Raw genomic sequence first — 20,791 nt, 5'->3', positions numbered from 1 at the left:
CAGAGCTTGGAGCACTAAAAACAAAAAAGCCAGGTTCATCACCTGGCTTTTTAGCGTCTGCACCCTTTTAAGGTTTTATGGGCTCAGTCAATCCTGTACTTCAAGACGGTAACCTAAGCTTGGTACCGCGAGAATCTTACCCTGGAATTTATTGATCTTACGTTTGAGGTAGTTGATTTGTGAATCCACGTTACGTGAAGTCACTTCCGTGTCACCCCAAATTTCATCCAAGCACTTTTCGCGAGTCACAAGGTTGTTCTTGTTGGACACGAGCATTTTCAAGATATCGAATTGCTTTGGAGTTAACTGAACTTCTTCACCGCCAACGAATACTTGGCGCGAAAGAAGGTTCATTCTCAAGTTAGCTGCCTGAAGTTCGGCCCCCAAATCCTGATCTTTCTCAGACAGACGAGCTTTGATTCGCAAAATCAGCTCTTTCACGTGGAAAGGTTTTGAAATGAAGTCGTCCGCACCTTGTTCAAATGCACGAATTTTTTCGTCGATTGTGGCCGCACCGGACACAAAGATAATTGGCGTGTTCTTCGTCGCTTCGTTTTCACGAATCATTTTACAGATATCAATACCCATCAAACCAGGCATCTTATAATCGAGCAAAATCAAGTCAGGCTTCTTTTCTACAACTAACGGAAACGCCTTCGTGCTGTCAGAGGTGTAATAGCATTCATAAGTTGAACTCAGGATTTCTGAGAGCAACTTACAGCTTTCTTCGTAGTCGTCGACGATTAAGATTCTTCTATTCATTTGAGCCACTTCATTTTCCCCTTGCATTGATTATGCTGGCGAACGCGCATAATTTTGACAAGGCTAGTATTATTCACATCCAGAACAAAAGTTTTTTACAGGCTAAGTACCTTACATACCTTTGTATTTTATGCCTTTTTGATCAAATATCTTTTTTATTTGCTCGCGTTTATCTCCCTGGATCTCGATAAGGCCTTCTTTGCCTGAAGTCGAGTAAGTTCCCCCGACTCCGCACTTTGTTTTTAGTTCCTTACAAAGATCCTTAAGGTAGATTTCAATTTTAGGTAATGCATCGATCACAGTCACTACCTTGCCGCCGCGCGCGTTCTTTTCCAGTCGGAATACAGCTACGAAGTTTCGGGATTGAACTGCTTCTTGTTTAACGCAGGTGCACTCAGAAACGTACTCTTTACACTTTGGGCACACCTGGTCTTTGGGATCCGTGGAGTAGACTAGCTTGGTATTCTTTTGGTTCACTCGCCATTCTCTGTGTTTGATGGATTCGGACTTGGTCCTTGGTTTAACTTATAGTTCTTAAACTCTTTTCCATCAAATCTAAAAAGCTGTGCCTCGCCATCCATTGCGGTTGCAAGGTTAACGGGACGAGTCCACAACTTAAAGAGATTTTTAAGTGTTTGCTCCATGTAGTCAGGTTGCATGTCGATACCTTCATGCAAGTGAGTCAGCAATAACTCGCCACGATTCTCGAAGTTCGCATCTTCGATACGAATGATCGGCTGACCAAAGTTCGTCATGTGAAACAGCAACTGATGCTTAATCGCCTTAAAGTCGCGTGTGTCCACCTCGAACTTATTCGTTTTCTTATTAAACTTGTAAACGAATAACTTATTTCGAACACAGAAGTCCTCAGTCAGGAACTCATCGATGAACGTCACATCATTATAGACCTTACGAACTTCGAAGATCTTATCACGACCAAGACCTAGTTTCTTGTCCCAGTGTTTACGTTCACGGATATCGTCACATTGCTCCCACTCACGACCGAATTGCCCTTTATTCCAACGCTCTTCGATATCGCGCATCAGCTCAATGCCTACTTTATAGGGATTATATCCATTCGGAGCCATCGCCATGGTACCACTATGATGATCGGCGAAGTCGATGATTTCAGAATCATCGAGGATCTTCGTGGTCATCAACTTCGAATGCCAATAGGACGCCCAACCTTCATTCATCGTTTTCGTCATACCCTGAGGCGAGAAATAATAAGCTTCATCACGGATAATCGACAAAATATCCTGTTGCCAATCCGCCAACGGAGCATAGTGAATCAAGAAACGAAGGATGTCTTTTTCAGGTTCTGGCGGAAACTTCGCGGATTTTTGCGAAAGCTCTGCCATCTTGCGTTTCTGCTCCGCCACGAAATCAGGCGGATTAATATAGTCGCGCATATAAGGACGGTTTACCTTCAGCAAGAAGTCAGAATCTTGTGGAGCCGCTTCGGGAGCTTTCGGTACAATCGACTTGTCCACATAAGGACTAAAACGGTCGATCAAGTTCTCGAGGCTTAAGCAAAGGTCAATAAAGCTTTCAACAGTCTCGGTACCATAGCGGTCTACGTAACGGCGGATGCGAGTCGCATGATTCGCCATTTGGTCCATCATTTTACGATTCGTTTTAGAAAACCAAATATTGTTCTTAAAGAAATCACAGTGACCATAAACATGGGCCATCACAAGCTTCTGGTCCATCATCGCATTGCCTTCCATCAGGTAGGCGTAGCAAGGGTCTGTGTTAATCACCATTTCATAGATTTTAGAAAGCCCGTACTCATAGGATTTCGAGAGGTGTTCGTACTCCATCCCAAATTTCCAATGTGGATATCTTACTGGAAAACCGCCGTAGGCCGCGAACTGATTGATTTGATCATAGGTAATCAATTCGAAAATAGTTTCGAAGCAATCGAGGCCGGCATCTTTCGCTATTTTGCAGATTTTTACTCTTTCGCGCTCTAGTTCGGGAGTGAGATTTGCCATGGCTTACTTGCCTTTCCCTAAGAAGTCCTTAATCGAATCGAGGATTTTATCCCGGTTTTCAATCTGGCTGCAGATGATGCGTTCATCAGGGCCAAACTCTTTCTGTAGGTCTTTCAGGAATTGACCACTGCCGTACTTACTTTCAACTTGTCCGTAACAGAACACGTTGGTCTTCGGCAGGAAGAATTCTTTCAATAAACGCGTACAAAGACGCGTGTCCTCGCCACTCCAGTTATCACCATCCGAGAAATGGAATGGATAAATGTTCCATTCATTCACTGGGTAATCAGTTTCGATAATCTGCTGGCAAAGTTTGTAGGCAGAACTAATCAAAGTACCACCCGATTCACTGGTGCGGAAGAAAGTGTCTTCATCGACCTCTTTTGCGGCCGCATCGTGAATGATGAAACGAGTTTCAAGACCCTTGTAATGCTTCTTGAGCCAAGTATTGATCCAGAAGCTTTCAAGACGAACGATCTCTTTTTGTTCATCACCCATGGAACCAGAGACGTCCATCATATAGATGACGACAGCTTTGGCCATCGGCTTCGTGACCTTCTTGAAGCTGCGATATTGGAAGTCGCGGCGAATAGGAACAATCACTGGATCTTCTGGATTGTAAATCCCCGAGCTCACGTAACGTTTCAATGCTTTTTTATAGGAAGACTTAAAGTTGCGCAAACCTTCTGGACCGACAGGAGCCATTCCCGAGTAACGGGTCTTCTCCATTTCGATGTTCTTATTGCCTTTAGGTTGAATGCGCGGAAGTTCGAGCTTCTCGCCGAGGATGTCGGCGAGCTCGTCCATGCTGAGTTCTACTTCCAGCAAGTGCTCGCCGGGATTTTCACCAGCTTGGCCTTGGCCATCTCCAGGTTCGCCAACCCCTTCACCGGGTTGTCCCTGTCCTTGACCAACGCCGCCTTGCTGTTTCGGACCATAACGGAAATTCGGAATTTCGATGTGTGGGAGTGGGATTTTGACAAATTCATTCTCTCTTTTGCCAATCATCTCCCCTTGGGTGACGTACTTTTTAAAGTCCTCTTTCACCTTTCCCTTAACGATATCCTTAAACCTGTTGTGGTCTTCTTTAATTGACATTATTTCACACTACTTGTTTTTGACGTCCCCACGGGCAAAAATACTCGCCACGTAATGGAGCACGTCAGTTGCGGAAACATCATCGTACCCAAAGTCTTTAATCAAACGAGTCTTCACGATATCAATCTTCTCTTGCGTATCCTTGTCGGTCACAGAAGAAACCAATGACGTGAGTTTGATACTGTCTTTTTGGTCTTCAAAAAGTTTCAGTTCCAAAGCCTTATGCAGGCGCTCGTTCATTTTGTAATTGAACTTCTTACCTTCAATCGCCAAAGCACCGATGTAATTCATGATCTCGCGACGGAAATCGTCTTTGCGAGACTCAGGAATTTCGATCTTCTCTTCGATTGAACGCATCAGGCGCTCATCCGGCTCATCATCCTGACCAGTAAACTGGTTACGGACTTTTTCCTTCTGAGTGTAAGCCTTTACGTTATCGATGTAGTTCGCACAAAGACGTTGAAGCGCACTTTCATCGGCGCTGATCGCTCTTTGTACTTCCGCTTTAATGATCTCTTCGTATTCCTGTTTCACAACACCCAAGAGTTCGCGGTAATCCGCTTTCAGCTCTTCGTTTGAAAGGAGCGAGTGGTTTTTAAGGCCCGACTCAAGCTCATTCAAAACCATGAACGGATTCACAGAACCTTTGTTGTTCTGCTGAGCCGCCACAAGCGCATTCGAAAGCTTATCCTGGATGTAACGAGGAGAAATCCCCTCGAGACCTTCGCGCATAGTCTCCTTACGGAGCTCTTTGACGTTGTCTTCAGTATAATTCGGTAATGTTTTACCGTTATAGAGTTTCAGTTTTTGCAATCTCGTGAGGTTCGCCTTCTTAGGTTTTTCCAAACGAGTCAGGATTGCCCACATTGCCGCCATTTCAATCGTGTGCGGAGCAATACTGATGCCTCTCAGTTTCTGAGAGTTGAAATCCTTTTTATAGATATTCACTTCTTCTTTCCAACGAGTGATGTACGGAATATCGATCTTCACAGTACGGTCACGGAGGGCTTCCATGAACTCATTGTCTTGAAGCCGGCGATACTCAGGCTCATTCGTGTGACCGATGATCACTTCATCGATATGAGTTTGAGCAAACTTCTTAGGTTTTACTCTATGCTCTTGGGATGCACCCAAAAGGTCATACAAGAACGCAACGTCGAGCTTCAGCACCTCGACGAACTCGATGATCCCACGATTGGCAACGTTGAACTCACCATCGAAGTTGAAAGCACGCGGATCTGAATCCGAACCGTACTCAGCAATCTTACGATAGTTGATATCACCAGTGAGCTCTGTAGAGTCTTGGTTCTTTTCATCTTTCGGCTGGAAGGTACCGATACCGATACGATCTGCTTCTGACAAGAACATACGTTTCACACGAACGTGAGAAAGAACTTTCATTAGATCACCATGATAGCGATCCATCAAAGCACGGAAGATAAAGCGGCTTGGCGGGCTAAGTTCACCATCAATGTGCACGCGGAACGTGCCTTCTTGACCGCGATTCAACTCTTCACAAATTTTTGGACGAAGTTCTTCAGGAATAAGCAACAAAGGTTCTTCATGCATCGGGCTTTGGAAGGCCTTCACGCCTTTACCGAGAAGACCATCGAGCTTACCTTCTTCATCCACCCATTCAAAAGTGTAAAGTGCACCGGAGTCTGATTTCGAATAAGCCTCAAGACCTTTTTTGATCATACGGCAAATCGTAGATTTCGCACTTCCCACCGGACCGTGAAGCAGGATCACACGTTTTTCCGTACCGTAGCCGAGTGAAGCAGCTCTAAGTACGTTCACAAGTTTCATCAAGGCAACGTCCAACCCAAAGACCGCGTCTTTACCGTTGTTGGCAGCATCGTCAAAAAACTTATAACGAGTCACTTGTTTTTTGAAGTCGATGTAGTCTTCAGTGCCCGCTTCCATGATCATGTCATAGAGACGTTGATAGGCATTGCGAGTGACTTTTGGGTTCTTTTTTACAAGAGCCAAATAATCATCAAAACTTCCTGACCAGTGGGCATTCACGCGCTCGCCGGAATTCTGCCAATTTGTAACGATTTGCTTCAGATCTAAAGGTGAGGCCATAGTACACTCCTTGTGAAGAGTTGCTCCACGGTCTAGTGGCTCAAAATAGAGAGGCAATGAGGCCCCTCTATATATAGATGCTATCTCAATCTAAGATGGTTAGAAACTCTTTAATAATTTTTTAAGTATTAACTCTTATGTTTATTTGAGCTGTATTGTTTTGAACTCGGCTGGAGCCTCAAGAGAGAACGTTTCATCCTTGAACTGGACTTCAGTCTGGGGTGGCTTAAAGAGCCATCTCATCTCGAACGTAGGGCCGCTGATGAGCACCTTTTTCTGTCCCTCAGGGGTTCGGTCGGTCCATTGGACTTTGACTCCCTTCGAAGCCTGATCACACTCGCTTGGTAAACCCGATGGGTCCTTTTTGCAGTCCCAGCCGGTTCCTCTCATCGGCAGGTCATAGGCAATGCTCATAAAATTTCGCGGGTGAAGAGGAACATTCATCAAAGGCATGAAGGAGCCTTCGTTCGCTTTTCCTTCAAAGAACTTTTTCTGAGGGTAAATCGCATAGCGAATATCGTCGTTATTCAAAGCAAGACTTGCAACAGACGTTCCCATGAACGCTTTCACATCCATACGAAGCTTTCCCGGATAATCACCGGCAATTTCAATATCAACGGAGTGAGATTTGTTGGCTTTGATATCGCGAATGACAGCTTTGGTATCCCATTGAGCTTGTTTCAAACTGCCCGGCGCAACCGGTGGCGCTTTAGGAGCAGTAGCACATGAAATTAAAAGACCCATCAATGGTAATAAAAAAAATAAACGCTTCATGATCTCAAGGATAATGAAGCGTTTTCAGATTTGACAAGGAATAATGTTCTTAGCGATCAGTTCCTGTAGATGCTGGCATGCGCAGCTCAGTAGGAATTTGTTGTTTTTCGATCGCTGTGATCTTCGCACGGATGCCCTCAACCTTTTTAGAATCAGATTCAAGGTCCGCGGCTTTCATGTACATCTTTTTCGCCTTCTCAATCATTTGGTGCTTATAGTAAGCATCACCCAAGTGTTCAGCGATAATGCTCACTGACGATTGATTTTTGAAAGCTGCTTCCAAAACTTTCACGGCTTCATTGAAGCGACCTTGTTTGTACAAGATCCAGCCGAGTGTATCCATGATGTAACCATCTTTTGGTTCGATCATCAGAGCATTACGAGCCATTTTTTCCGCTTCCGGAAGGTTCGTGTTGCCTTCAGCCCAAGTGAAAGCCAAGTAGTTCATCGCTTGCACATGTTTTGGGTCAAGCTCAAGTACCTTTTTCATTTCTGTGATCACGCGGTCTTTTTTACCTGTGCGATCATAAAGAGTACCGTAGTAAAATCTCAATTGAGCGCTCTCTGGGAACTTCTCAACTGCATCTGTCAGCATATTTAGAGCTTTATTGTAGTCACCGCGCTCATCAAGCAACGAAGCATACATTGCATAGAGCTGAGCTTGGTCTTTACGTTCTTTCAAAGCACCTTCAACGACCTCGATGGCTTCGCTCACGCGGCCTTTGTTCTTCATGATATAAGCCGTGTGAACCATTGCTTCACCATAGAACTGGCTTGCTGCTGGAATTTTCTTGAATTGCGCTACGGCCTTGTCGAATTCTTTAGTCTCTTCATAAACCGCTGCTAAGTAGAAGCGGATTTTGTCAGACTCAGGGGCATCACGAAGGATATCTTCCAGTTTCGCAGCCGCTTTCGCGAAGTCTTTTCTTTCGATCAAGATCAAAGCCATTTTGAGTTTGATGTTGAGCGTGTCTTCAGAGCTTCCTTCAAGAATTTGATATTGCTCGTAAGCCAAATCGTACTGTTCATTCTCAACATACATTTGCGCGAGAATCTCAGCCACTTTTGCGTTGGGGCCTTGCTCCTTTTGATACTTCTTATAGAGAGCCAACGCTTGGCTTTCTTGTCCTTTTTGGATGTAGTAAGAAGCAATTGCTTGGTATGCGTCCAAGAAGTCCGGCTTCAACTCAATCGCTTTTTGATAAGCTTTGATTGCAGCCTTTTGATAGTTTTCGCCTTTTTGATCTGCGCGCACGCGGCCAATATAGTACCAAGCCAAGTGCGGAGTCGCATAGTCGTCATTCTTCAATAAAGCATCGAAGAACTTCACAGCTTTGTCGTACTGTTTGATCTCAGTGTAAGCGGCACCCAAGTAAACCGGAGCTTCAACATTGTTTGGTTGAATCTTCAAAACATATTCGTACTGGGCAATCGCTTTCGGGAAAAGTTTCAAAGAAAGATACAAACCACCCAAGAGCAAACGGCCTTCGGTATTTTTTGGATCTTTGCGAATCGCTTCTTCCGCTTGAGTCAAAGCCTCTGTGAACTGAGCCGTTTTGAAGTACTCTGTCGCCAAACGAATATTCACCATTGCTGAGTCTTGATCGTAGAGCAAAGTCATCTTGAACGCATCGATCGCTTTGCTGTGATTGCCGTCAAGGCTGTAGGACTCACCCATCGCAAAGTAGTAATCAGCTTGCGTACGGAGATAGAGAGGATCCAACACAGTCGTTGTTCCCTCACCGCCAGTGAGAAGTTGCGGAGTGAAAGCTGCCGGTGCCCGATTCTTATCGTTGAAAGCCGCATCGTAGTACTGAGCTTTATCTGAATCCTGCATTGTTGCGCAGGCCGAGAGTGTAAGTAAGGCTGTAGCTATGAGCGCGGACTTTGTTGAGCGGTGAAGCATGAAAACTCCTTAGTCATATGACTTTTCGGAGCCTCTAGAGCGGTGCTTAAACGAAATTGCTGAATTTTTAGTCAGATCGGATTAATTGCGACTTAGGTCTTACTGTTCGGCAGGTCTATTACCAGACAGATGGCTCATCGAGAGCACCACACCGACATCATCGCCCTTATAGCTTTCTGCAGGCACACCCGGCTTGTCGTCGGTTTCAAAGACCTTGTTAGGCCCTGCCGACCAGATCTGAACCCTCATAGGCTCCCCGCTATTGGTCGAGTTAGCGCTAAGGATTTTGTAACGATACGGCTGACCCCAGGGATCATTACCAATGCTGCCAGCATCACGAAAATTGAGAGCTTCCCCCTCCGAAGGCCCTACCGAAGCAGGTGCACGGGAGTTTGTATTTTCTGGGTGTGTATTTCTTGCCGCTTCGCGATAGATTTCAAATACTTGGTAACCAAGGACTTCGGCGTGGCGTTTGGCGCTGAGAATCCGGTCTTCGTCCCTTTGCTTGGTCCAGCTAGGGACCGCCATAAAGCCAAGAAGGCCTGCGAGACTCGACATGAAGACAATGTTCTTATAGCTAAGTCTTTGTTTTGATTGAATTTTCATTAAATTACCGGCTCGCAAAGGGTTTGTGATAACTAGTATTTCGGCCAGTCGAAAACTAAACTTTAGACCTTTGTCATAAACCAGAACGAATTTTTTTCGTTGACCGAAAATGCCTGTTTTTTTGTCAAACTTTGTGTCGCATGGCGTTTTTTTATTTGAGATTACGACCCCTTGACAAGGGGTGGCGGTGGGGTTAGGTTGCCGCCAACTGCCGCTTTATGAGTCAGCAGAATGCTGAATAAAACAAGTTTCTGTAGACCTCTTGATGCGGTAGGGAAACTAAAAAGGGGTCAGGATTTTTGCCAAATGCTAAGGCAGGTCCTGAAAGATAAGTTCTAAAACCAAGTAGACTTTCCAATGGGAGGCACTTTGATCAACCAAAACGAAACACTGACTTCTAAACAAAACTCAAAAGTCAAAATTATCAAGCGCTATCAAAACAGAAAGCTCTATGATACTCAGCAATCTTGCTACGTGACTTTGGACGATATCGCTAAAATGATTCGTACAAACGAAGAAGTAATGGTTATCGACAATAAGTCTAAAAACGACATTACTGCTGCAACATTGACTCAAATCATTTTCGAAGCAGAAAAGAAAGCATCTCAATATGCTCCTCTTTTCACACTTCGCGAAATCATCCAAAACGGCAACGGTAGCATTTCAAACTACCTCGCTAAATTGGGCGCTTTCCCTCAAGACTACATGACTAAGCAAGCGGCTAACATCGCAAATGTTGAGCGCGTTTCTGCTGATGACGTGAAACAAAATCTTGAGAACCGCGTTGCTAATGCAGCGACTCGTTACAATCCAGATACAACTGCGAAAGCAGCTGCTGAAAAGGCAACTGTTCTTCCTGGTGCTCAGAACGAAGAGGAAACTCCAAATCTTCCTTCTAGCAACCCAAGCTTGAACAACTAGAATCCAATCATTTTAGAAAAGCTTTTCGTAGTTCAAAAAGGCTCTGAGGAAACTCGGGGCCTTTTTTATTTCTGTGCGCATGCAATTAAGGCATGAACGTCAGTGAGATGTACGAGAAGAGAATCATTAAGTGCACGATTCCCTTTAGCGCTGCCGTCTTCCCTGTTCCTAAGGTCAATCCGCTTACGATGAATGTAAGTGCGAGGAAGGCCATGCCTTTGGCGTCGAGGCCCAAGGCGACCTGTTTTTCTGCGAAGATGGAGTAGAATGCGATCACTGGGATCGTCAAAGCCACACTGGCTGCGCCTGAGCCGAGAGCTAGGTTCAAACTTGTCTGCAGTTGGTTCGCTCGTGCTGCTTTCAGTGCAGAGCCTGCTTCTGGCAATAAGACTAACAATGCCAAGATAATACCAAGTGTTGATCTTGGTGCACCGACAGCAACGAGACCGCTTTCAATTGAAGGACTCAGGGTTTTTGCCAGACCAATTACCGCCATCAAACTGATGATCAGACAAATTGCGTTTAACAAAGTCATGATTCCCGATGGCTTTTCGGTGTGGATGATTTCTTTTTGTGTGTCTGATTCTGCGAAGTAATCTTTATGAGTCACTGTCTGCGCGATCACGAGAGTCGCATACAATACTACCGAGACGATTGAGACGAAAACAAGCTGGGCGCTGGAGTAAGTTGCTGCTGGTGTTGTGGTTGTGAAGTTCGGAAGGACCAGGCTGATCGTCACGAGTGTTGCTAGGACTGCGAGTAATGAGCTTGTTCCTTCAACGCGGAAACCGAGTTCTTTGTAGCGAAGTCCTCCAAGGAGAAAGCAGAATCCGGTAATGCCGTTAGTGACGACGATCACTGCTGAGAAAACTGTGTCGCGGGCGATTTCCGCCCCACCCGACGTGGCTGTCGCCATCATATTTACGATGAGGCCCACTTCGATGACGGTGACTGCGATTGCAAGGATCAAGGTCCCTAAAGCGGGACCGAATTTTTCGGCGATGCTTTCAGCGTGATGGATCGAGGTCAAAACTGCGACCGCGAATAAAAGACCGGTCAGAATCACCATACCGATACTGAGAGTATCAGCCAGTTTTAAGAGCGCAAAAGCGCCAATACAGATAAGAGAAGCAAGATGGAAGACATTGAGATTTTTTAGTACTGACATGGCCGGAGTATATCGGCTCAAACAATTTGAAGTCTAACTATTTGGAAATTTCGTAGGTAAAATTCTTTAGAAGAAAATTACTTGAGTGTGCGCCAGCGCAAGAAAGTGATGCCTTGAGATTTGATAACCACGTTCGAGAAGGCCTTACCGTCCGTGCTGAGGTCTCCACGGGAAGAAATGCCCTGTAGATTCACATTATAAGTACCGACTTTTAAAGGAACGCGAACAAGTTGCACCGTCTGCGGCAGAGTCGACCACTGACGAAGATCCGCGCGCTCAGAGAGCTGCATTGCAAGCCACGCAACATTTCCGAGGGCTTCGTTCTTCTGGCGAATTTGGTCGGCAACGACCTCTTTCGTTGCAAAAGCGCCGATACGTTTTGCCGACAACCAAGCGTAGTCATGCTGCAAAGTTTCGATCGCTGCGTGCTCTACGTCGTAAACCGTGCGGCTTTCAAACTCGCCGACTCCGGAGATCGCGGCCTTCATGCCGATCACTTTGTTTCGAACCGGCTGCAAAATCGGCGGATTGTACCCACCGGCATAGATCCCCGGGCCACCGATTTGCACTTTGCGCGGGCCCCAGCCTTGTTCGTAAATGATGACGAGTTCGCCGTAGTTTTTATCATACCATTCTTTTTTCTCAGTTACTTGCGGGAAGGACTTCTTCCATTGCTGATAAGTATCCATACGACGAGCGCGCTTGGAAGAACGGATCAGGTCCGCACCAATAAATGGAATTGTCGGATCGAGTTTATAAGCTTCGTTGTAAGCAATGTACGCATCATCCCAGTTTTTATTGGCTTCCCAAATCATGGCCGAGAGATATTTACCAAAGACGTTTTTCTCGAAAGTTTTGCGGTCTTCGCTGTTAATTTTGACGTATTTTTCGTTCATGCGGCGGGTTTCGACCAACGCTTCATCGAGCTGACCGAGTTCGAGATAATTGAGTGCCGCATAAGCATTGATATAGAATTTTTCAAAAGAATCCCCTTTGTATTGAACCATTTCTTGATTCAACAATAAGGAGCCGGCCTCACGCGAAAGCGAAGTATAATCTTGAACTTCGGCTAGGCGATCGGCTTGTTGCAAAGCCTGGGCGCTTTCTTTGATTTTCCCGCCCATTTGCAAAGCCACGGAATAATCGAGGAGATAAACCAACTGGTCTCCGTCTTTCTTTTCGGCAAGTGGCTGGAGGGATTTTTCAGCGAGATCGTATTCGCCGTTTTCAAGGTAAGTGCGAGATGGAGCTACTTTACTTTGATAGGTAGCACAGGAAATCGTGCTTAAACTGATTAAAAAAAGACCCGCCAAGACGGCGGATCTTTTTAAAAATAAAATCATGTCTTACAGACCGATAGTTTTCTTTTTGTAAGCTTTACGGATTTGCTTATTATCAGACCAAACGATCATGCCGGTTTTCAAGTTCGTCATGTTCAAAGTCACTTTGTAGTACACAGTCTTATCTTTGCCGACTTCTTGAACGATAGAATCCAAGCGACCGTTGATGATGAAGTCTGCGCCCGTCTGACCGCCAGGACCTTTTTTAGATTCCTTAGCAACCATGCCTGAGTTTTGGTAGTTGTACTCGTCAGCGATGTCTTGGCGCGCTTCTTTGTCGATGAAACCGACTTTGCCGGTTTTCATCAAATCAACGCGAACCATGTCCATCACACTTTGAGTGTCGATGTGTTCGCTAGTTTTGTTTTGCAATTGAGTCACCATCACAACTGGTGGGTTTTTTGCGTCTTTGATTGATGGGTGGCCAGCGAGGCTTGCAACCAAGTCTTTAACAACATTTTGCATGTCTGTTTCAGACCATTGGTCGTTCATCAGGTTTGTTTTTTCTGGATCTTCGTAATCACCTTTTACGAAAGCTTTTTCGCCGCAGCTTGAAAGGATCATTGCTGACAGAGTTGCGACCACTACCGTTGTAACAGTTTTCACCAGGCGATTCATAATACCTCCACCCTAGTTTATATGTACATATTGTGTACCCTACTAGAATAGAATCTTCCTAGTAATATTCAAGACTTGAACCTGCGCAGCGCCCTACTGTGCGCCGCTGCCTGAGGACTTATTAAACAGCTCGTAGCTGTCGGCGGGCTTACGGATTTGCTTTACAGAGATTACTTTGTAATCGTCACTGAGCTTGATCAAATAGCCTGCTTTTCGGGCATTTTCTACGAATTGGCGGGCGTATTCCTTCTTATAAGCCTCGGAATATTCTTCGTTTTGCTGCGCCTCGAACAAGTCGGCTTGAACCTGCTCGTCCGCGTTCGTTGGACCATTTGACTCTTTGTCGCCCCGGCCCAACTCACGAATGAGCGCTTCAGCCCGAGGGTCCGCAGAGAAATCCAGCTTATGCATTTCCTCTTTCTGCTTACCAGTGCCTAAACCCTGGTTCTCGATTTTGGCCGCTTCGATTTCCATCTTTTCGCGCGAAAGCTCGATTTGTTGAGAAGTACGGAAGAGATGTTTATTCACCTTTTCTTCAAACTCTTTGGATTGAGCGGCCCCCATCGTGCCTTGCGACTTCTTACCATCCGGAAGCAAGAACAAGAAAATAAAGAACCCCGCAAGCAACAGCAATGCGAGCCCTAACAAGTGGGATTTGTCCTTTTTTTCCTTCTGAACCATAAATCTCCCGATATGTTCTTATCGGAAAACCCGAAGACATTTTTAGTGGGTTTCCTGGACTTTGATCCCGGATTTGGATCAATTTTCATCTTTCTTCGCCAGACGGCTCGCCGGAGGATACACCGGAATGATCACCGTGAACTCTGTTCCAACACCAACTTCCGAACGAACTTGGATTTCGCCCCCGTGACTTTGCAAAATGCCATAGGAAATACTGAGGCCCAAACCTGTTCCTTGGCCGACGCCTTTGGTGGTAAAGAACGGATCGAAAATCTTTTCGAGAACTTCGGGACTCATCCCCTTCCCGCTATCTTGAATCGAAACCTGTACTTTGCCATTCTTGTCAGCGGTTCCACGCAAAGCCATTGTTGAAATCCAAATGTGTCCTGGGCCTTCAATCGCCTGAAGCGCATTCGACAGAATGTTCATCAAGACCTGATTGATCTGACTGGCATAGCACGCCACATGCGGAATCGGTTCGTACTGTTTATGAATCTCGACACGGTTTTTTATTTCGCCCGCAAGCAAGTTCAGCGTCGTATCGAGGGATTCATGAATGTCGATCTCTTTGAGCTTGGCCTCTTCAAGTCGCGAGAAATTTCTAAGACCCAAAACAATGTCTTTCGTTCGGCGTGCACCATCTTCGCAAGAGGCAATCAGTTTGGGCATATCTTTTACGATGTAATCGTACTCAAGCTCATCTTTCATCGCAGGAAGGGCTGTCGGATTTGTCTCGGCGGTATCAACGAGCTTGATGAGCTTTTCAGAATAGTCACGCAAGTGAGTCATATTGCTTGAAATGAAACCGATCGGGTTATTCAATTCATGCGCAACCCCGGCCACCAGCTGACCGAGACTAATCATCTTCGCTGAGTGAACCAGTTTTGCCTGAGTGTCTTTGAGTTCTTGGTTGGCACCTTCGAGCTCAAAGATTTTCTTCTTCAATTCGTTTCTGGCTTGGTTAATCCTACGGCTCATTTCGTTAAAGCTCGCAGTTAGAAGCCCGATCTCTGTGTCATTCTTTACCGGAATCTCGGCCGAGCTTTCGCTGGTTTCAAAGCGCTGAAGAGCTTCGACCAATTCATAAAGCGGCTTCAGCACCCAGTTACTGGCCACCAGAATCGTAATGAACAGCAAGATAATGATCACCAAAACGACCGAGGCAAAGGCAAAGTTCACATTACGAAGGACTTCTTTAGCTTCACTTTTTGAAGCTCCCAAGGCGACGTAGATTTTTGCCGGCTCCCACTCAAGGGGCGCCACCAAAAACCCGTAAGGCATCGTGCGGATATTTAAATCAAAAAACGGATCACGCCCCGCTTGGAAGTAGGGCTCAAAAAAGTCTTTTTTATAAAGGTAAAAATCAGGATGACTTGCCATCATCAGTTGACCGGTATCTTTAAAGAACATCACTTCAAGCTTCATGCGCGCTTTCAGGCGGTTCATGAAACCTTTATCAAGATCAATGATCTGCTCGAAGTAACCAACGATCTTCCCCGCCCCGTTGGTTACACGCGAAATTAGTAACAACGAAGTCTTGTGCTGTTCAGAGAACTCAATCGAGCCCACTTCTTTTTGGTTTTTAAACATTTCAACGTAACGGTTATTGAGGAAAACCGCCTGACCGGCTGGAGCAAAATTTCTGACTTCGCCTTTTTCATCTTTGAAAACACTCACCACCATTTTTGCGTCACGGCTAAAAAACGTAAGGCTTGAAGTGAAATCCGAGCGCAACCACTGTGTGGCGATATTACGGATCGTATTCGCATCACCCACGGTGAGGTGATAAATCAAGTTCGGGTCGCGAATATACTTGTCACGTTTTTGCTGAAGGTTGGCGCGATACTCGCTGAAGATCACATTGATTTCACGGGCATTGCCGGAAAGACGCTGAGCAAGCTCACGATCCAGAGCTTTCTCGTACTTCATCATTGAGTATACGGTCACGAAGGCCAAAGGAATGACCGAGAATAACAAGAACCAAACTATCAAGATGGTTCTTAATGATCTTTTAGGTTTTTTCTTTAGTTGCTTCACTTCTTCGCTTCATCAACAGTGATAATTAAGCGGATGATCCCATCTGGCATCACACGCGGATGCTTATCCTTACTGATTTTAGCCTTTCCGTACTCAGAGAGGAAGGCCTGTAATTCAGCGTATTTTGCCTCGGGAATTGTGAAGTGGAAATATGCGGACCCTTGGGTTTTCTGCCAACCGAGTTCAACTTCCCCGGCCTTACGTCCACCCAGTTCAATGATCTTATCTTTAATTTTAGGACCAACAGCATCTAGATTCGTTACCGCGATCTGACCACGGTACAAATAACCAGTACTTGCTTTACCCGACTCGGTACTTTCTTCTTCTGAGTCGTCTTCGCTGGCCGCAGTTGCCGCCGCGACTTTCGCCGGAGCTTTAGTTGGTGTCGGAGCCGGAGTTGCTTTCGCTACGGCCGCCGGAGTTGCCGTCGGTTGAGGCTTCGCAGCCGTTGCAGTTGTCGCCGCCACTGCCGGAGCCGGAGTTGCTGCTGCTTCTTTTGCTTTGATACCTTCATCGACAAACTGTGGAGTTTCCGTCGTCTCAGGTGCTTCTTGTGGAGGTTGTTTTACTTGAGACTTGTTCAGCTCAGTCAACACAACATCAGACCCCGTCGACAGGCGAAGCTTCATTACTTTTTCCCATGGAGCCACTGTCAAAACTGTCACGACGACAAAGACAACAACGAGAGCTTCTAAGCCCCACTTTAAACCCACGGGCCACTGATCAAATTTCGATTTTCTAAAGAGCACTGAAAGATAAGACGAAGGCGCACCCAAGCGTTCTTGAAGAGCATGCGAGACGGTAATCTGGCGCATCTTCTCTGCGTACTGCTGACCAATTTGGATTTTTTGAAAATCCAACTGCGCCTCCCGCGAGCTTTCCATGTGAGCTTCAACCGCTTTTTTTCTTTCCTCGTCGAGGATGCCACTCATGTAATCGTAAAGAAGCTCATTGCCGGTAAACGGAGTCACTTGGCGCTGACCTTTTTTTGAGAGTGCGAGACGGTTTGTATCTTCAGACATATTCTTATTTTACCGCATTTAGTTTCTTAGTAGAAACCCCTTGAGCCATAGAACCAAGCTTTCGGAGGGCACGACCTAAACGGTAGCGAACTGTGCCTTCAGAAATCCCAAGACCTTGGGCGATGTCTTTCTCTGGAATCTCGAGAATCTTAGACCAAATCACCGCCAGCAACTCATCTTGGGTCGCCAATTTTTGGAACTCGCGCCAAGGGCCCAAGTCTAAATCTGTCGGCATCATCCAACCGGCGTCCGTCGAAATATTTGGATTTCCACGATTGAGCTTGAGGTGATGTTTCGTCCAAACAGAGAACGTCGACATCACAATTAAAACATTGCTATTGAACTGCGGATTTTTTTTCTTTTTATCGGAACAGAGAGAAATTGCCTGGGTTGAAGCTTCCAGCGCCCTGCGATCATCTAAAAAAGCAAAGAAGAAAAACAGGGCTATGGATTTAACTTCGGATTCACCCATTCAATTCCTTAGTCGATGGTCAATTGTCTCAACAGATCCAATTGATCGAGAACTTTACCGGAACCCATTACTACACAGCTGAGTGGATCTTCGGCGATAGAAACTGGCAAACCCGTTCTTTCACGAAGGAGAACATCTAAGTTCGCAAGCATCGCACCACCACCCGTGAGCACGATACCGTTATCAACGATATCAGATGCCAACTCAGGCGGAGTTTTTTCAAGCGCCGTACGAACAGCATCAACAACCTCAGAGAGAGGATCCATCAATGCATCATTCACTTGTGAGCTTGTGATTTCGATGGTCTTAGGCGCGCCTGCTACGAGGTCACGACCTTTGATCTCCATCGTTTTTTCATCTTCGAATGGATAAGCATTACCGATTTGAATTTTGATCAATTCAGCAGTTCTTTCCCCGATGAGAAGATTAAATTGGCGACGAACGTAGTTGATGATGGCTTCATCAAATTTATCGCCGGCAACTTTGATTGATTTACAGTAAACGATACCACCCAAAGAAATCACGGCAACACCGGTAGTACCACCACCCATGTCGACAACCATGTTTCCAGAAGGCTCCGTGATCGGAAGACCTGCACCAATAGCCGCTGCCATTGGTTCTTCGATCAAATAAACTTCACGCGCACCAGCTGATTGAGCAGCTTCTTTCACCGCGCGCTTTTCCACCTGAGTGATTCCGTAAGGAACGCAGATGATAATGCGTGGACGGATGAAAGATTTTTTCTCTCCCATAGATTTCGCAATGAAATATTTCAACATGGATTGCGTGACTTCAAAGTCAGCGATAACACCGTCTTTGATGGGACGGATGGCAACGATACTGCCTGGAGTTCTACCAAGCATGTCTTTTGCTTCTTTACCTACTGCTAGAACACGGTTTTGCATTCCACGATAATTTTTTTGTACAGCAACGACAGAGGGCTCATCCAAAATAATTCCACGTCCTTTGACATAAACCAAAGTGTTCGCGGTACCCAAATCAATCGCGATGTCGTTCGAAAAGTAATCTGTGAATTTCTCAATAATTGACATTATTCTCTCGCAAAGAAATTAAGTTTGAGTAAAGTCTAGATTCCACAAAAACGGGAGTCAATGCAGATATTTAGCTTCTTGCGAGAGATTACGTCACGATGCGCCAACATTTGTCTGCAAGTCTTGGTCTAAAGCTTCGCTCGCCAAGCCAGCTCTCGGTCCATGTAAGAGCTCAAAGCTTCTTTTTGTTTTTGCGTTTCAGAGTCTGACCAAGAGAGTTTCTCTCGGAAAACTTCGCAAATACTCTCTAGTTGAGGCAATCCGTGCTGAGGGTCTGCTAGAAATAAAGGCACTCTGCGAGAGTAAAAATCCGTTAGATTCAAACACAAAGTATGGTCGATAGCCTGAGCTGCTTCGAGTTGCCAGTAATTGTAGTGCGCTGGGTAGAAATGCAGGATTTCCGCGGCTTCCATCCCGTAGCGCTCAGCTAATTTTTGTATATCCGACTCAGGTCTGCCTGTTTCGCGAGCCCAAACCGATGTCATCACCAAGGACTGATTAAACGAATTTACGTCTGTGTACTGGTTCAACGCCTTGGTTGTATCACTCTTCGAGAACTTCACGCGCTCATCGAAGTTAAATGACTTCAAACTGTGCGAAACAACCTGCTCTGACATGAGGCGATAGGTCGTATACTTCCCGCCGGCAACAAGCGTGATTCCACGCTCATCATCAAGGATCGTATGCTCACGGCTGGTTTTGCCCTCAGAGGAAGACTCATCCTTCACGAGCGGACGAACTCCCGCATAAGTTGCAACGATGTCTTTTTCGGTGATTTGAGCTCCGGGGAAGTACTGATGAGTCACCTCCAACAGGTATTTCACATCTTCTGGAGTTGCCACAACCCCATCCGGTAGCTCTTTGTAATCCGTGTCGGTGGTGCCAATCACGACCATCTCGTGGCGTGGAATACCGAAAACAATCCGATCGCTCTTCTCGGCCGCCATTACTACGGCGCTCGTCAGAGGCAACCGAGATTTCTGCAAAGTGAGATGAATCCCTTTGGTCGGGCGAAGAATGTCTTTCCACTGACGGAAAAGCTTGTGACCGAGATCATCTGTCCATGGGCCGACACAACTAACAACATGCTTAGCGCGGATTTTGAATTTTTTCTGACTGAGTTTGTCTTCACACTCGACGGCTTCGATTTTCCCGGCGCTATTAAATGCCGCTCCGGTTGCTTTCACAAAGTTTGCGGCAACAGCACCCATTTCCACGGCAGAACGTAAAGTTTCGTGAACCAGACGGTCGTCATCCATGTAGGCATCTGAGTAGATGTAGGAACCGCGAAGATCCTTTGGCGCAAGCGCCGGCATACGTCGCATAGACTCATCCGCGTTCAGACGTTCATGCATTTCAGGAGCCTGGAAGAGCGCCAAAGCATCATACAACCACATGCCAAGACCCATTTTGAACATGCCGACACGGCTGTTCTCATAGAGCGGAATCATAAAACGCAGCGGATGCACCAGGTGCGGAGCCATCTCGAAAAGGCGCGTTCTTTCGTTCAGCGCCTCGAAAACTAGATGAAACTCCATGTTTTCTAGGTAACGGATTCCCCCGTGAATGAGTTTGCTTGAACGAGACGATGTGCCCGACGCAAAATCACTAGCTTCAACAAGCGCCACCTTCATTCCGCGGCTGGCAGCATCGCGAGCAACACCGGCACCGTTAATGCCTCCGCCGATAATGCAAAGATCGAAAACTTCGTCCTGCATCGTTTGAATATTCTGACCGCGCTCGTAATGAGAAAATCTTTTCATGATTACTTCGCCTTTGTGGTTTTAACACTCATCACGCCGGGATTCCATGCTTCGGCTTTGAAGGCTGAGATGGAGTTGGTGATTCCAGCGATATTCGGGAAGAAAACTTTTTGGAAATGCTTTTCACGGGAAAGTTTGTAAGCAAGCTCGCAAAGCTCATCCCGCGCTTGCAAGGACGCATAGGCCAAATGCTCTACCCAAAGACTTTGCGTCTGGCCGTCTAGGAACAATAATGGCTGGGCAATGAAATATCCGACCATCAAACCTTCGTCAGAAAAGTTACTGGGTTTGTCTTTGTCACGTGCGATGAAGGACCAACCTAGTTTCAGATAGTGTTCGAGGGCCTCTTTACGCCATCGTGCGTTCCAACTTGCGAGGGTGCGCTCCATCTCATCCGGGATTTGCTCTTGTAGTTTTTTGTTTTCAAAATCGAGAATTTCGTCAAGGTCTTGGAGTTGAACGATCCGGCAAAAAAGGGCCATTTTGCGA

The 20,791-nt window shown here is 46.0% G+C and carries 19 protein-coding genes; 1 reads left to right on the top strand and 18 read right to left on the bottom strand.

Going from position 1 to position 20,791, the window contains the following annotated elements:
* Nucleotides 1-87: 87 nt before the first annotated feature.
* The 8 genes from JSU04_03120 to JSU04_03085 all read right to left on the bottom strand — a co-directional run bounded on the left by JSU04_03120 (nucleotide 88) and on the right by JSU04_03085 (nucleotide 9,228).
* Nucleotides 88-789, bottom strand: a complete 702-nt coding sequence (locus tag JSU04_03120; GenBank protein MBS1969266.1) for a response regulator transcription factor — start codon at nucleotides 787-789, stop codon at nucleotides 88-90.
* Nucleotides 790-873: 84 nt separating this feature from the next.
* The gene (locus JSU04_03115; protein ID MBS1969265.1) at nucleotides 874-1,239 is read right to left on the bottom strand and encodes a stress response translation initiation inhibitor YciH; all 366 of its coding nucleotides are present in this window, start codon (nucleotides 1,237-1,239) and stop codon (nucleotides 874-876) included.
* On the bottom strand, nucleotides 1,236-2,759 hold the full coding sequence (locus tag JSU04_03110) for a SpoVR family protein (protein ID MBS1969264.1): 1,524 nt from the start codon (nucleotides 2,757-2,759) through the stop codon (nucleotides 1,236-1,238). Before JSU04_03110 ends, JSU04_03115 begins: the two co-directional genes overlap by 4 nt.
* Nucleotides 2,760-2,762: 3 nt before the next feature.
* On the bottom strand, nucleotides 2,763-3,857 hold the full coding sequence (locus JSU04_03105; GenBank protein ID MBS1969263.1) for a DUF444 family protein: 1,095 nt from the start codon (nucleotides 3,855-3,857) through the stop codon (nucleotides 2,763-2,765).
* A 9-nt stretch (nucleotides 3,858-3,866) separates the two neighbouring features.
* Nucleotides 3,867-5,942, bottom strand: a complete 2,076-nt coding sequence (locus JSU04_03100) for a serine protein kinase (GenBank protein MBS1969262.1) — start codon at nucleotides 5,940-5,942, stop codon at nucleotides 3,867-3,869.
* A 141-nt stretch (nucleotides 5,943-6,083) separates the two neighbouring features.
* Nucleotides 6,084-6,716, bottom strand: coding sequence for a hypothetical protein (locus tag JSU04_03095; protein ID MBS1969261.1), 633 nt, complete (start codon nucleotides 6,714-6,716; stop codon nucleotides 6,084-6,086).
* A 49-nt stretch (nucleotides 6,717-6,765) separates the two neighbouring features.
* Nucleotides 6,766-8,622, bottom strand: a complete 1,857-nt coding sequence (locus JSU04_03090; protein ID MBS1969260.1) for a tetratricopeptide repeat protein — start codon at nucleotides 8,620-8,622, stop codon at nucleotides 6,766-6,768.
* 99 nt (nucleotides 8,623-8,721) lie between these two features.
* On the bottom strand, nucleotides 8,722-9,228 hold the full coding sequence (locus JSU04_03085) for a type II secretion system protein (GenBank protein ID MBS1969259.1): 507 nt from the start codon (nucleotides 9,226-9,228) through the stop codon (nucleotides 8,722-8,724).
* Between the two features lie 369 nt (nucleotides 9,229-9,597).
* Between JSU04_03085 and JSU04_03080 the strand changes: the two genes are divergently transcribed.
* Nucleotides 9,598-10,149: a polyhydroxyalkanoate synthesis regulator DNA-binding domain-containing protein gene (locus JSU04_03080; protein ID MBS1969258.1), complete on the top strand. Its 552-nt coding sequence runs from the start codon at nucleotides 9,598-9,600 to the stop codon at nucleotides 10,147-10,149.
* 85 nt (nucleotides 10,150-10,234) lie between these two features.
* Here JSU04_03080 and JSU04_03075 read toward each other — a convergent pair whose 3' ends face one another.
* The 10 genes from JSU04_03075 to JSU04_03030 all read right to left on the bottom strand — a co-directional run bounded on the left by JSU04_03075 (nucleotide 10,235) and on the right by JSU04_03030 (nucleotide 20,784).
* The gene (locus tag JSU04_03075) at nucleotides 10,235-11,317 is read right to left on the bottom strand and encodes an ionic transporter y4hA (protein MBS1969257.1); all 1,083 of its coding nucleotides are present in this window, start codon (nucleotides 11,315-11,317) and stop codon (nucleotides 10,235-10,237) included.
* A 77-nt stretch (nucleotides 11,318-11,394) separates the two neighbouring features.
* On the bottom strand, nucleotides 11,395-12,660 hold the full coding sequence (locus JSU04_03070) for a hypothetical protein (protein ID MBS1969256.1): 1,266 nt from the start codon (nucleotides 12,658-12,660) through the stop codon (nucleotides 11,395-11,397).
* Nucleotides 12,661-12,663: 3 nt separating this feature from the next.
* Complete coding sequence (lpoB, locus tag JSU04_03065; protein ID MBS1969255.1) at nucleotides 12,664-13,275, bottom strand: penicillin-binding protein activator LpoB; 612 nt, start codon at nucleotides 13,273-13,275, stop codon at nucleotides 12,664-12,666.
* Between the two features lie 93 nt (nucleotides 13,276-13,368).
* Nucleotides 13,369-13,956 (bottom strand): hypothetical protein, encoded by a 588-nt coding sequence (locus JSU04_03060; GenBank protein ID MBS1969254.1) that lies wholly within the window; start codon nucleotides 13,954-13,956, stop codon nucleotides 13,369-13,371.
* Nucleotides 13,957-14,034: 78 nt separating this feature from the next.
* Nucleotides 14,035-15,993, bottom strand: a complete 1,959-nt coding sequence (locus JSU04_03055; protein ID MBS1969253.1) for a HAMP domain-containing protein — start codon at nucleotides 15,991-15,993, stop codon at nucleotides 14,035-14,037.
* Nucleotides 15,990-17,015, bottom strand: coding sequence for a zf-HC2 domain-containing protein (locus JSU04_03050; protein ID MBS1969252.1), 1,026 nt, complete (start codon nucleotides 17,013-17,015; stop codon nucleotides 15,990-15,992). The genes JSU04_03055 and JSU04_03050 overlap by 4 nt, the downstream gene beginning before the upstream one ends.
* A 4-nt stretch (nucleotides 17,016-17,019) precedes the next feature.
* A complete protein-coding gene (locus JSU04_03045) occupies nucleotides 17,020-17,487 on the bottom strand; it encodes a sigma-70 region 4 domain-containing protein (protein ID MBS1969251.1) in 468 nt (155 codons plus the stop codon).
* A gap of 8 nt (nucleotides 17,488-17,495) precedes the next feature.
* Nucleotides 17,496-18,539, bottom strand: coding sequence for a rod shape-determining protein (locus JSU04_03040; protein ID MBS1969250.1), 1,044 nt, complete (start codon nucleotides 18,537-18,539; stop codon nucleotides 17,496-17,498).
* A gap of 128 nt (nucleotides 18,540-18,667) precedes the next feature.
* Complete coding sequence (locus JSU04_03035; protein ID MBS1969249.1) at nucleotides 18,668-20,302, bottom strand: glycerol-3-phosphate dehydrogenase/oxidase; 1,635 nt, start codon at nucleotides 20,300-20,302, stop codon at nucleotides 18,668-18,670.
* Between the two features lie 2 nt (nucleotides 20,303-20,304).
* Nucleotides 20,305-20,784: a hypothetical protein gene (locus tag JSU04_03030; protein ID MBS1969248.1), complete on the bottom strand. Its 480-nt coding sequence runs from the start codon at nucleotides 20,782-20,784 to the stop codon at nucleotides 20,305-20,307.
* Nucleotides 20,785-20,791 lie beyond the last annotated feature (7 nt).

Source organism: Bdellovibrionales bacterium (assembly GCA_018266295.1).
Taxonomy (GTDB): Bacteria; Bdellovibrionota; Bdellovibrionia; order Bdellovibrionales; family Bdellovibrionaceae; genus JACMRP01.
The sequence above is the reverse complement of the archived record's forward strand: the minus strand, read 5'-3'. Positions and strand labels throughout refer to the sequence as shown.